Raw genomic sequence first — 12244 nt, 5'->3', positions numbered from 1 at the left:
CATGGTTCGAGTAACCGACGAAGCCGCCTTCCTCAGATGCCGGGAAGGCGGCTTCGTTCCTGTGCGGGCTGGGATCAGAAGGCTTGCGCGAAGTCGTCCTCTCGGATCACGAGTCGCTCGCGTACGTCCTTCGGGATCAGTAGGCGGAGGTGCACCTTCGGGGCTCGGACCTTCGGTACCTTCGTGCGGGTCACCTCGCAGCGGATCCCGACCCGGTACAGGTCTGCGGACATGGCCTCCATGCCGCCTTCCTGCCAGTGCTCACGGAACGTCTTGCCGCCGTGGACGTTGACCCATCGATCCTTCGCCGTCTCGGGGTCGATCGCTTCGAGCTCACTGATGAGCTTGTCCAACGTTGCTTCCGCCTGCTCCTTCGTGAACCGCGTCTTCGTGTACCGGCCCCCGGGTTCGAGATCCTTCATGTACAGCGCGATGGTCTCTTGAAGGCGCTTGATCTCCTTGCGGGCCTCGGCGCCCTCTGCGTACTGGCGGACCTGCACGGGGAAGTCTCCGAGGACCTTGAGTACGTCCTGCACCAGGCGCTCGTAGACCCGCTCGGGGTTGGGCGCTCCCAGTCCGCCGCTCTTGCAGTTGCGGCACCGCAGGTACTGGTACGTCCCGTGCGTGTTGTTCGTGATCTGCACGGTCATGTTCGTCTTGCAGTCGGCGCACAGCAGGACTCCGAGGAACTGCGTCGCACCGCCGACACGGCGCGGCGGCTGGTTCTTCTTGCGTTTGTCGAGAGCGGCGCCGAGGGTCTCGAACTCCTCCTCAGTAAAGAGGGGAGGGGCGACTTTGATCGGCCTGCCGTCCTTGCCGAGGAGCGGCTTCGATCGTCGCTGCCCGCCGTTCTTGTCCTCTTCTACCCGGTAGCCGAGGAGCGCAGGGTTGCGCAGGCGGCGGTGGAGCGTTGCCACGGTGAGCCCTTGGGTCATCAGACCGGACCGCTTCAAGCAGCGCACCATGAAACCGGCGGAGTGTCCCCGGAGCGCCATGCGTCGGGCCCAGTGCAGCGCCTTGGCCGCCTCGGGGTCGATGGCGAGAACGACCTTCCCCGTGTCGTCCTCGTCCGTGACGTATCCGTACGCCGGCTTCCCGATGATCCAGCCTTCCTGCGACTTCGCGTAGTCCCACAGACTTGCGACGCGGGCCGAGGTGTTGGCCGCCTCGATCTCGGCGATGCCGCCGATGATCGTGACCATGATCTTTCCGGCGGTCGTCGTGAGGTCAAGGCTGTCGTTCTTCGAGACCAGGTTCTTCCCGCGCTTCAGGCTCCACTCGATCATCGTCGAGAGATCGGAGAGACGACGTACGAAGCGGTCGAGCTTCCAGAACAGGAGCTCGTCGAACTCGGGGGAGCGGTTGTTCAGCCACTCCCCGAGCTCCTTCCGCTTCCACGGCGGAACCTTCGTCGCCGACACGTTCAGGTCGGAAGCGACGCCGACGACTCGGCTCCCTCGCTCCCTGGCCAGGATGCGGAGATCGAGCTCCTGCCGTACCGGCGATGTCGTGTTGTCCGTCAGTACAGACAAGCGGATGGATAAGAGCGCCCGGGGTGCGTCCTGGGGGAGTAGGGCTTCAGCCCGTTTGAGCTCCTCCAACAGGGCAAGGTCGGCTTCGGTCCACTCGGCTTCCACTCTGTAGGCCGCTCGATCTGCTGCGAGTCGGCGCTGTCCTCGTTTCCTCATGTCAGGCAGCGTGACGCAGTTCACTGACAGTTTTAGGCGTTTTTCCATATGTCCTGCCATGGACGCGGAGATTCAGTTCGGGCCGACCGGCAAGAAGCTGCTGCCGCTCACGGTCAAGCAGACCGCGCCGACCAGCTGAAACAGTCGGGACGGACACGCGTCGACGCGCTGAGTGGGGGAGTCACCGGACCCCGGGTGCCCGGAAGGTCACACTTTCGGGGAATTGGCGGCAGTGTGTGTAGTTGGTGATCCTTTTCGGGTCCGAGATCGTGCTCCGAAAGGAATGTCATGCGTAAGTTCCTGTCCGTCGCGGCTGTGGCGGCCGCGGCTTCCGCCGCCGCCCTCCTGCCCGCCGGCACGGCGGCCTCCTCCTCGGCTCCGTCGAGGGCCGCGGCCGCCTGCGCGGTCGACCACTTCTGCCTGTACGAGTACTCCGACGGCAGCGGTCGCCGAGGCAGCTACACGAAGGGAACGGATGATGTGAAGCGGCAGAACATCCCTGCCGTCCGCTCTGCCTGGAACCGCACCAACGAGTACTGGTGTGTGTGGAGCCAGGACGAGTACAAGGGCACCAAGGTGATCGTCCAGCCCAACGAGGGGTTCAAGAGGCTCGGTGGTGCCTACCGCTCCGCCCTGCCGGCGAGCGCCGCCCGCTGCTGAGGCGGATACGGCCACAGACGGCGGGGCACCGGTAGGTGACGCGCGTCGGATCAGGTGGTCCGGGGCCGGCCTGGATCCAGGCCGGCCCCGTTGGCGTCTGTCCGGGTGTGGATCCCGGGAAACCGCCTGCCTGCGCGGATGAGCAGGAGCCGGCCCGGCGGGCGGACGCTGCAGGGTGCAGAGGACCGTCCAGGCACCGGTGGGGCATGCCGTACGGGACCTGGTCCGGCGGCCCGTCGCCCGGGCCTCGCGGGCGGTGCGGGCGGGGCCGGGAGGCACTCGTCTCGGTGCGGCAGTCCGTGCGCCAGGCCCGGGCGGAGGTGCGGTGCGCGCTGTTCGGGGAGCTGGGGGGAGCGCGGGCCGTGGACCGGCGGGAACCTGTGGTGGCGCCAGCGCGTACTCTAGAAAAGAGGACCGAGTGCGAAGCGTCCCCGCCGATGCGGGGTGGCGCCACGGTCCGCCCGCCGTACACAAGGAGAAGTTCCCCTGGGCAAGCGACAGCCCGAAGGCCCGCCGCCCGTACCCGCGGTGCAGCGCATCCGACTGCGCTACACCAAGCGCGGCCGCCTCCGGTTCACCAGCCACCGTGACTTCCAGCGCGCCTTCGAGCGTGCGCTGCGCCGCGCCGAGGTGCCCATGGCGTACTCGGCGGGGTTCACCCCGCACCCGAAGGTGTCGTACGCCAATGCCGCACCCACCGGCACGGGCAGTGAGGCGGAGTACCTGGAGATCGCGCTCACCGAGGCGCGCGACCCGGAGCAGTTGAGGCTGCTCCTCGACGAGTCGCTGCCCGCCGGGCTCGACATCGTCGACGCGGTCGAGGCCCGGACCTCCGGGCTCGCCGACCGGCTGACGGCTTCCGTGTGGGAGCTGCGGCTGGACGGGGTGGAGGCCGCGGACGCCGAGCGCGCCGTGGCGGCCTTCAACTCGGCCCCGGCCGTGGAGGTCCAGCGCCGCACCAAGAACGGCGTCCGTACCTTCGACGCCCGCTCCGCCGTCGTGAGCCTCGAGAACGCGACCACCACCGATGATGCGCCGGCTGATAGGCCGACCGACCGGCCCTGTGCGATACTGCGGCTGGTTGTTCGGCACGTGACGCCTGCCGTACGACCCGACGACGTCCTGTCCGGTCTTCGCGCCGTGGCCGACCTGGCGCCGCCGGTCCCCGCAGCGGTGACCAGGCTGGCGCAGGGGCTGTTCGATGAAGAGACCGGCGCGGTGACCGACCCGCTCGCGCCCGACCGCGAGGCAGCAACGCCCGAGCCGCAACCGGCCGACGCTGCTGCCGCCGCGAAGGCGCCGGCGTAAGGGAAGTTCCGCGCAGGGACGAGCGTCGTAGCGCCGCCCTCGAACTCGGGAGCCACCTGGGTCGGGCAGCGCACCGACCACAAGACTTTCGCCAGGCCGTGCACGACAAGGGGTACGGAACCGGCGAGACAAGACACGGAGAGCTCCCGAGCGGCGCCCGCGCCCCGGACGGCGGCGACCGCGCATCGCGCGAGCCGCGGACGTCACCGGCGGTCGACATGGTCGATGCCGGACCGGGCGCGGCGTCCGGGAGCCTGACGGGAGAAACCCCCGCATGCTCGAACCGACCGAATCCGCAGAGTCCGCGACATCCGCGACCTCCTCGACGGACTCCGAACCGAACACCCCCAGTGACACCCTGCCGCCGCGCCGTCGGCGCAGGGCCGCGTCCCGCCCGGCGGGACCGCCCTCCGGCGCGCAGGCGGAGACCGTCGCGCCGGCCGAGGCGTCCGCCGCGGCCGAGGAGCCGGAAGAGGCCACCGCCGAGGTGACCGAGACACCGAAGACGCCTGAAACGGTCGCGGAGCCGGTGTCCGCGGGCCGTCCGCGGCGCCGTGCGGTGCGCCGCGCCTCCGCGCCCGCCGGGTCCCCGACGTCGGCCGAGACGGCCGAGACCGTCGTCCCCGCGACGCCCGCCGCCGAGACGCCGGCCGAGCCCGAGCCGGCCGCGAGCGGTGAGACCACCGAGGACGCCGCTCCCCGCCGTACCCGTCGGCGTGCCACGCGCACGGTGACCTCGCCCGCCGCCGTCGCACAGGACACCGAGGCCCCCGAGGCGGCCCCGGCGCCCGCGCCCGTCGAGGAGGCCGCCGAGAGTGCCGAGGAGGCCGCTCCGCGGCGTACGCGTCGGCGTGCCACGCGGCGCGTGTCCGCTCCGGCCGGTGAGCCCGCAGCCGCCGAGTCCGCCGAGACCGTGACCGAGGCCGGCCCGGGTGAGGCCGCTCCCGCTCCCGAGGCGGCCCCGGCGCCCGCGCCCGTCGAGGAGACCGCCGAAAGTGCCGAGGAGGGCGCTCCGCGGCGTACGCGTCGGCGTGCCACGCGGCGTGTATCGGCCCCGGCCGGTGAGCCCGCAGCCGCCGGGTCCGCCGAGACCGTGACCGAGGACTCGGGCGAGTCCGCGCAGGCCGCCCCGGCCCCCGAGGCCGTCCGCAGCGCCGAGCCCGACGCGCCCGTCGAGGAGGCCGCCCCGCGCCGTGCGCGTCGCCGGTCCACCCGCAAGGCCGCCGGTGGGTTCGCCGAGCCCGCGCGGACCGCCGACGAGGCCGACGCCCCGAAGCGCCCGGCGCGACCCGCCGTGGCCGTGTTCCAGGCTCCCGTGTTCGCGGAGCCCAAGTTCCAGACGCCCGAGCGGGCCGCGGCGGAGGCCGCCGCCGAGGCCGCCGAGACCGAGCCGGAGCAGGTGACCCGGCAGACCGAGGCGACCGAGACGGTCGAGGAGTTCCCGGAGGAGACCGCCGGTCCGCGGCGCCGCCGCCGGCGTCGCGGCGCGGGTCCGGAGGAGACCACCGAGGACCGCACGCCCGCCCGGGCCGCAGCCGAGACCGAGCCGGAGGCCGAGGCCGAGGCCGAGGCCGACGAGGCCGACGACGACCACGGTGACGACGCCGAGGGCTCCGAGGAGTACGGCTCGCGCCGTCGCCGTCGCCGGGGCGGCCGTCGCCGTCGCCGGGGCGACCTGGCCGAGGGCGCCGAGGAGTCCGCGGACGACGACATCGAGCACACCGCCGCCGAGCAGGCCGCTCAGGACGCCGAGGACACCGCCGAGCAGGCGGAGGAGGACGCCGAGGAGGGCGAGGAGGCCACCGGCGAGAACGGCGGCTCCAGCAGCAGCCGCCGTCGCCGTCGCCGTCGCCGCCGGGCCGGGGACGCCTCCGGTGAGGTCGAGGCGTCCGCCGACGACCCGGAGCGCACCGTCGTCAAGGTCCGCGAGCCCCGTCCGAAGGCGGAGCCGTCCGACGAGGTGCAGTCCATCAAGGGCTCCACCCGCCTGGAGGCCAAGAAGCAGCGCCGCCGCGAGGGTCGCGAGCAGGGCCGCCGACGCGTTCCGATCATCACCGAGGCCGAGTTCCTGGCCCGCCGCGAGGCCGTCGAGCGCGTCATGGTCGTCCGCCAGCACGGCGAGCGCACGCAGATCGGCGTCCTCGAGGACGGGGTGCTCGTCGAGCACTACGTCAACAAGGAGCAGGCCACCTCGTACGTCGGCAACGTCTACCTCGGCAAGGTGCAGAACGTGCTGCCGTCGATGGAGGCCGCCTTCATCGACATCGGCAAGGGCCGCAACGCCGTCCTGTACGCCGGCGAGGTCAACTTCGAGGCGCTGGGCATGGGCCACGGCCCGCGCCGCATCGAGTCCGCCCTCAAGTCCGGGCAGTCCGTCCTCGTGCAGGTCACCAAGGACCCGATCGGCCACAAGGGCGCCCGGCTGACCAGCCAGGTCTCCCTGCCCGGCCGCTACCTGGTCTACGTGCCCGAGGGCTCGATGACCGGCATCAGCCGCAAGCTGCCCGACACCGAGCGGTCCCGGCTGAAGACCATCCTCAAGCGGATCGTCCCCGAGGACGCGGGCGTCATCGTGCGCACCGCCGCCGAGGGCGCCAGCGAGGACGAGCTGCGCCGCGACGTCGAGCGGCTCCAGGCGCAGTGGGAGGACATCCAGAAGAAGGCCAAGAACGGCAACGCGCCGACGCTGCTGTACGGCGAGCCGGACATGACCGTCCGGGTCGTGCGGGACATCTTCAACGAGGACTTCTCCAAGGTCGTCGTCAGCGGCGACGACGCCTGGCAGACCATCCACGGCTACGTCTCCCACGTGGCCCCGGATCTCGCCGACCGGCTGTCCAGGTGGACCTCCGAGGTCGACGTCTTCGCCACGTACCGGATCGACGAGCAGCTCGCCAAGGCGCTGGACCGCAAGGTCTGGCTGCCCAGCGGCGGTTCGCTGGTGATCGACCGGACCGAGGCGATGGTCGTCGTCGACGTCAACACCGGCAAGTTCACCGGTCAGGGCGGCAACCTCGAGGAGACGGTCACCAGGAACAACCTGGAGGCGGCCGAGGAGATCGTGCGCCAGCTCAGGCTGCGCGACCTCGGCGGCATCATCGTCATCGACTTCATCGACATGGTGCTGGAGTCCAACCGGGACCTGGTGCTGCGGCGCCTGCTGGAGTGCCTGGGCCGGGACCGCACGAAGCACCAGGTCGCCGAGGTGACCTCGCTGGGCCTGGTCCAGATGACCCGCAAGCGGGTCGGCCAGGGCCTGCTGGAGTCGTTCTCGGAGACCTGCGTCCACTGCAACGGCCGTGGCGTCATCGTCCACCTCGACCAGCCGACGGCCGCCGCCGGCGGCGGTGGCAAGCGCCGCAAGCGGGCGCGTGCGGGTGCCGGTGAGCACGACCACGAGGCCGTCGCCGGTGTCGAGACGGAGCCGACGGCGGAGCAGGAGGCCGACGCCGAGTCCGAGTCCGAGGTCGCCGCGGAGGTGGCCGAGCCGGTCGCCCTGCCGGCGCCCGAGTTCACCCCGGACGAGGAGCTGTACAGCAGCGCCGCCGAGGCCGAGGCCGCCGCCACGCGCGGTCGTGGCCGGCGTCGGGCGAGCCGGCGGGCGTCCGCCCCGGCGGGTGCCCCGAAGGCGGCGAAGGGCGAGGTCGCGCGCGACGAGGCCCAGGCGCCGACCGCGCAGGACGTCACGGCCGAGGAAGAGGCCGCGCGTCCGGTCGTGCGGCAGTCGGCCGCCGAGGTGCTGGCCGAGCCCGCGGCCGTCGAGGACGCGATGTCCGGCGCCCCGGCCCCGGACACGGCCGAGACCCCGGCCCCCGTCGCCGCCGAGACCCCGGCTCCGGCCGCGGAGGAGGCCGCGCCCAAGGGCCGTACGCGCCGTCGGGCGACCCGGAAGGTGTCCGCGCCGGCCGGTTCCCCCGCGGGTGCCGAGGCGGCCGTGCTGACGGTCCCCGAGACCGCGCAGCCCGCCCAGGCCGAGCCGGAGCCGCAGGCCCCGGCCGTGGCCGAGGCACCGGCGGCAGAGGAGGCCGCGGCGCCCGCCGAGAGCGCCGCCCCGGCCCGTCCGCGCCGTCGGGCCGTGCGCAAGCCCACCACCTCGACCGCGCCCGAGGAGGCGGCCGTCGTGGTCGTCCCGTCGGCCTCGGCACAGGCGGCGGCGGAGCCGGAGAAGGCCGAGGCCCCGGCCGCGGAGGCGTCCGGTGACGAGGCCGCCCCGGCCAAGAAGGCGGCGGCCCGCAAGACGGCCAAGAAGGCGACGGCGAAGAAGGCCGCCACCAAGAAGACCGCCACCAAGAAGGCCGCGACGAAGACGACGACCGCGAAGAAGGCCACGGCCAAGAAGGCGGCGACGAAGACGACGACCGCCAAGAAGGCCACGGCCAAGAAGGCGGCGTCGAAGAAGACCGCGGCGGCCGAGCAGGCGGCGCCGTCCTCGGTCTCGGCCGCCACCGACGAGGGCTGATCCGGTCCCTGTCGCACCACGTGTGGCCCCGCCCGCCCGGGCGGGGCCACACGCCTGTTCCCGGGCCCGTCACGCCGGTCCCGGGCCGCCGCGGCGGCTTCGGCCGAGCGGTGTCGCACCGGTGGCCGGGGGCCCGGTTTGACCCCTGTCCCGAGGCCCCGTAATCTTGACCGTCGGCGTGTCGACTGACGCGTCACATCCCCGTAAACCTCTTCCTTCCGGGTGAGGCCGTCACCGGCCGCGTCCGGGAGAGGCCGTCGCGGCTTGCCGCCGGGCGGCTGGACTGCGGGGGTGCCGTTCCCGAGCGTAGAGAGTGAGATCCGCGTGTACGCCATCGTGCGCAGCGGTGGTCGCCAGCACAAGGTTGCTGTCGGCGACATCGTTGAGGTTGACAAGATTTCCAACGCCAAGGTCGGCGACACGGTCGAGCTCTCGACCCTGCTCGTGGTCGACGGCGACGCTGTGACCAGCGACCCGTGGGTGCTGGCCGGCATCAAGGTCCAGGCCGAGGTCGTGGACCACCACAAGGGCCAGAAGATCGACATTCTGCGCTACAAGAACAAGACCGGCTACCGCCGTCGTCAGGGCCACCGCCAGCAGTACACGGCGATCAAGGTCACTGAGATCCCCGCGGCTGCGAAGTAAGGGACTGAGGAGAGATGGCACACAAGAAGGGCGCATCGTCCACCCGTAACGGTCGTGACTCCAACGCTCAGCGCCTCGGCGTGAAGCGCTTCGGTGGTCAGGCCGTCAACGCGGGCGAGATCCTGGTCCGCCAGCGCGGCACCCACTTCCACCCGGGTGCGGGCGTCGGCCGTGGCGGCGACGACACGCTGTTCGCGCTGCAGGCCGGTGCGGTGCAGTTCGGCACCCACCGTGGCCGCAAGGTCGTGAACATCGTTCCGGTCGCCTGATCGGAATCTTTCGCGAGGCGGACCTCACTTCCCGGTCGGGAAGCGGGTCCGCCTTTCGCGTGTTACCCAACAGACACCACCCCGTAGTAACTGGAGGCACATCCCATGACCACCTTCGTGGACCGCGTCGAGCTGCACGTCGCCGCGGGTAACGGAGGCCACGGCTGTGCCTCCGTCCACCGTGAGAAGTTCAAGCCGCTCGGCGGCCCGGACGGCGGCAACGGCGGCCGTGGCGGCGACGTGATCCTCACCGTCGACCAGTCGGTGACCACGCTCCTCGACTACCACCACTCCCCGCACCGCAAGGCCACCAACGGCAAGCCCGGCGAGGGCGGCAACCGCTCCGGCAAGGACGGCCAGGACCTGATCCTGCCCGTGCCCGACGGCACCGTGGTCCTCGACGGGGCGGGCAACGTCCTCGCCGACCTGGTCGGCCACGGCACGTCCTACGTCGCCGCACAGGGCGGCCGGGGCGGCCTCGGCAACGCGGCCCTCGCCTCCGCGCGCCGCAAGGCCCCCGGCTTCGCGCTGCTCGGCGAGCCCGGCGACCTCCGGGACATCCACCTGGAGCTGAAGACCGTCGCGGACGTGGCGCTGGTCGGCTACCCGAGCGCCGGCAAGTCCTCGCTGATCTCCGTGCTGAGCGCGGCCAAGCCGAAGATCGCCGACTACCCCTTCACGACGCTGGTGCCGAACCTCGGCGTGGTGACGGCCGGCGAGACCGTCTACACCATCGCGGACGTCCCCGGCCTCATCCCGGGCGCCAGCCAGGGCAAGGGCCTCGGCCTGGAGTTCCTGCGGCACGTGGAGCGGTGCAGCGTGCTGGTGCACGTCCTGGACACGGCGACGCTGGAGTCCGACCGCGACCCGGTCTCCGACCTGGACATCATCGAAGCGGAGCTGCGCGAGTACGGCGGCCTGGACAACCGGCCCCGGATCGTCGTCCTCAACAAGATCGACGTGCCCGACGGCAAGGATCTCGCCGAGATGGTCCGCCCGGACCTTCAGGCGCGCGGCTACCGGGTCTTCGAGGTGTCGGCCGTGGCCCACATCGGGCTGCGGGAGCTGTCCTTCGCGCTGGCCGAGCTGGTGGCGACGTCGCGTGCCGCCCGGCCGAAGGAGGAGGCCACGCGGATCGTCATCCGGCCCAAGGCCGTGGACGACGCCGGCTTCACCGTCACCCGCGAGGAGGACGGTCTGTTCCGCGTGCGCGGCGAGAAGCCCGAACGCTGGGTGCGCCAGACCGACTTCAACAACGACGAGGCCGTCGGCTACCTCGCCGACCGCCTCAACCGCCTCGGTGTCGAGGAGCAGCTGCTGAAGGCCGGCGCCCGCGGCGGCGACGGCGTGGCCATCGGCCCCGAGGACAACGCGGTCGTCTTCGACTGGGAGCCGTCGGTGACGGCCGGCGCCGAGATGCTCGGCCGCCGCGGCGAGGACCACCGCTTCGAGGCACCGCGCCCCGCCGCCCAGCGCCGCCGGGACCGGGACGCCGAACGCGACGAGGCGGAGCGGGAGTTCGACGGCTTCGAGCCCTTCTAGGGTCGCGGGGACCCGTTCCCGGAACGGATCCCCGCCTCCGACGGCCCCGGAGCGACGGTCATGCCCGGGGCCGCTCCGGCGGCGGCTTCAGGCTGAACGCGGCGCTGTTCAGCCAGCGCCGCGCGGCACGCGCCACCGGACGCTCGACGAACCGCTGCACCACGTACGACAGCGCCACGAGTGCGGCGACGGTGACCCCGACCACGGCCCAGGGGCTGCCGCTGTGGGCGAAGTGGTGCACCACGCTGACCCCGATGACGTCGTGCAGCAGGTACAGCGGGAAGGTCAGGGTGCCCGCCACGGTCAGCCACCGCCAGCGCATCCAGCTGGTCCAGCCGAGGGCGACGGCGGCGATCAACAGGAAGAACACCGTGATCACCAGGACCAGCCAGCCACGCCAGGGCGCCCAGGTCTCCCAGTTGTTGCGGCCGCCGTGGGGCGCCAGCAGGAAGTGCAGCGCCAGCAGCCACGACATGGCGACGATGCCCCACAGCAGGGGCGTCGGCCGGAAGCGGTACATCAGGTAGAACGCCAGCCCGGCGATGAAGAACGGCGCGGACGTCGGATTGACCAGCAGCGTGAGCAGCGGGATGCCGGCCCGGGGAGCCAGCACCGCGGCGACGGTCCAGATGCCGCAGAAGATCACCACGCGCTGGTAGGTGAGGCCCTTCCACACCACCACCGAGAAGGTGAGGTAGAAGCAGAGCTCGGGCCAGAGCGTCCAGTAGACCGGGTCGAGGTTGTCCACCCCGAGCGGCGCCTGCAGCATGGTGAGGTTGGCGAACAGCATCCGGGGGTTCGGGTGTCCGAACGGGGTGTCGAACAGGTAGATGACAGCGGCGGACACCGCGATCGCGGCCCAGTACATCGGATAGAGCCGGGTCACCCGCGAGATGAAGAAGTCACGCGGAGCGCGCCCCCAGGCGCTCATGCAGATGACGAAACCGCTGATGAGGAAGAACAGTTCGACGCCGAGCCGGCCGAAGGCCAGGTAGCCGTGCGCCGTCGGGAAGGTCTCGTAGTACGGGCGGCCCCAGACGAACTGCATGGCCCCCGGCGTCTGGCCGACGAAGTGGAAGAGCACGACGGACAGCGCGGCCAGGAACCGCAGCCCGTCCAGCGCGGCGAGCCGGTTGCCGCGGACGACCGGACCGGCCCCGGCCGCAGGCGGCTCGGCAGCGGCCCGCGCCGGTGACACCCGTGCGACGTCCGCGCCCTCGCGCGGCTGCCGCGTCGAGTGGTCCGGCAGTGTTCGTTGGTCCGTCTGACTCATTCGTCCGCCTTTCAGCCCTGTCGTAAAGGTCCGCAATCGAGGTCCGCCACCTTACGACCTGCACGCGGCGGTAATGGTTGTAGGTACCTTTCGATTACTCGGTCCTCTTCGCTCTCCAGGCCGGCTGTCCGACGGCGGGCCGGTGCCGAGTCGCTCGGCCGTCGTGGCGAGGAACACCGCTTCGAGGACGTCCGGCAGGCTGCCCGGCGATGCCCGGACGGGACGAGACACGGCGGGAGTTCGAGGTTTCGAGCCGTTCCAGCACGTGCCCGAGGGGGAAAGGCCCGCGTGAGCGGACCCGCGGCGACAGGGTGTCGCGCACGAGGGGGCGGGAGTTCCGTCGGCTCGGCGGCCCGCAGCCGCGTGTCCTCGGACTGCGGGTGGCTCGTTGCCACGGGTG

9 protein-coding genes are annotated in these 12244 nt (G+C 71.9%); 7 read left to right on the top strand and 2 right to left on the bottom strand.

Going from position 1 to position 12244, the window contains the following annotated elements; translation table 11 throughout:
• Positions 1–74 precede the first annotated feature (74 nt).
• Positions 75–1637: a recombinase family protein gene (locus tag ACIRFH_RS00550; protein ID WP_403516643.1), complete on the bottom strand. Its 1563-nt coding sequence runs from the start codon at positions 1635–1637 to the stop codon at positions 75–77.
• Positions 1638–1698: 61 nt separating this feature from the next.
• Between ACIRFH_RS00550 and ACIRFH_RS00545 the strand changes: the two genes are divergently transcribed.
• The 7 genes from ACIRFH_RS00545 (at position 1699) to obgE (ending at position 10571) form a co-directional block, all read left to right on the top strand.
• Positions 1699–1827 (top strand): hypothetical protein, encoded by a 129-nt coding sequence (locus ACIRFH_RS00545; protein ID WP_403516653.1) that lies wholly within the window; start codon positions 1699–1701, stop codon positions 1825–1827.
• A 149-nt stretch (positions 1828–1976) separates the two neighbouring features.
• Positions 1977–2348: a peptidase inhibitor family I36 protein gene (locus ACIRFH_RS00540; RefSeq protein ID WP_403516254.1), complete on the top strand. Its 372-nt coding sequence runs from the start codon at positions 1977–1979 to the stop codon at positions 2346–2348.
• Between the two features lie 528 nt (positions 2349–2876).
• The gene (locus tag ACIRFH_RS00535; RefSeq protein WP_403516251.1) at positions 2877–3656 is read left to right on the top strand and encodes a TIGR03936 family radical SAM-associated protein; all 780 of its coding nucleotides are present in this window, start codon (positions 2877–2879) and stop codon (positions 3654–3656) included.
• A gap of 274 nt (positions 3657–3930) precedes the next feature.
• A complete protein-coding gene (locus ACIRFH_RS00530; RefSeq protein ID WP_403516248.1) occupies positions 3931–8115 on the top strand; it encodes an Rne/Rng family ribonuclease in 4185 nt (1394 codons plus the stop codon).
• 324 nt (positions 8116–8439) lie between these two features.
• Positions 8440–8760 (top strand): 50S ribosomal protein L21, encoded by a 321-nt coding sequence (rplU, locus tag ACIRFH_RS00525; protein ID WP_403516245.1) that lies wholly within the window; start codon positions 8440–8442, stop codon positions 8758–8760.
• Between the two features lie 14 nt (positions 8761–8774).
• A complete protein-coding gene (gene rpmA / locus ACIRFH_RS00520; RefSeq protein ID WP_003976205.1) occupies positions 8775–9029 on the top strand; it encodes a 50S ribosomal protein L27 in 255 nt (84 codons plus the stop codon).
• 105 nt (positions 9030–9134) lie between these two features.
• Complete coding sequence (gene obgE, locus ACIRFH_RS00515; RefSeq protein ID WP_403516241.1) at positions 9135–10571, top strand: GTPase ObgE; 1437 nt, start codon at positions 9135–9137, stop codon at positions 10569–10571.
• A 58-nt stretch (positions 10572–10629) separates the two neighbouring features.
• Here the strand turns inward: obgE and ACIRFH_RS00510 are convergent, their stop codons facing one another.
• Positions 10630–11844, bottom strand: coding sequence for an acyltransferase family protein (locus ACIRFH_RS00510; protein ID WP_403516238.1), 1215 nt, complete (start codon positions 11842–11844; stop codon positions 10630–10632).
• Between the last annotated feature and the right edge of the window lie 400 nt (positions 11845–12244).

This window comes from Streptomyces sp. NPDC093586 (genome assembly GCF_044764905.1).
Taxonomy (GTDB): domain Bacteria; phylum Actinomycetota; class Actinomycetes; order Streptomycetales; family Streptomycetaceae; genus Streptomyces.
This window is presented reverse-complemented; position numbering and strand designations above follow the sequence as displayed.

Coding starts and splice junctions, on each gene's coding strand:
- ACIRFH_RS00540 (WP_403516254.1), top strand. CDS start 1,977: ATGCGTAAGTTCCTGTCCGTCGCGGCTGTGGCGGCCGCGGCTTCCGCC.
- rpmA (WP_003976205.1), top strand. CDS start 8,775: ATGGCACACAAGAAGGGCGCATCGTCCACCCGTAACGGTCGTGACTCC.
- ACIRFH_RS00530 (WP_403516248.1), top strand. CDS start 3,931: ATGCTCGAACCGACCGAATCCGCAGAGTCCGCGACATCCGCGACCTCC.
- ACIRFH_RS00510 (WP_403516238.1), bottom strand. CDS start 11,844: ATGAGTCAGACGGACCAACGAACACTGCCGGACCACTCGACGCGGCAG.
- obgE (WP_403516241.1), top strand. CDS start 9,135: ATGACCACCTTCGTGGACCGCGTCGAGCTGCACGTCGCCGCGGGTAAC.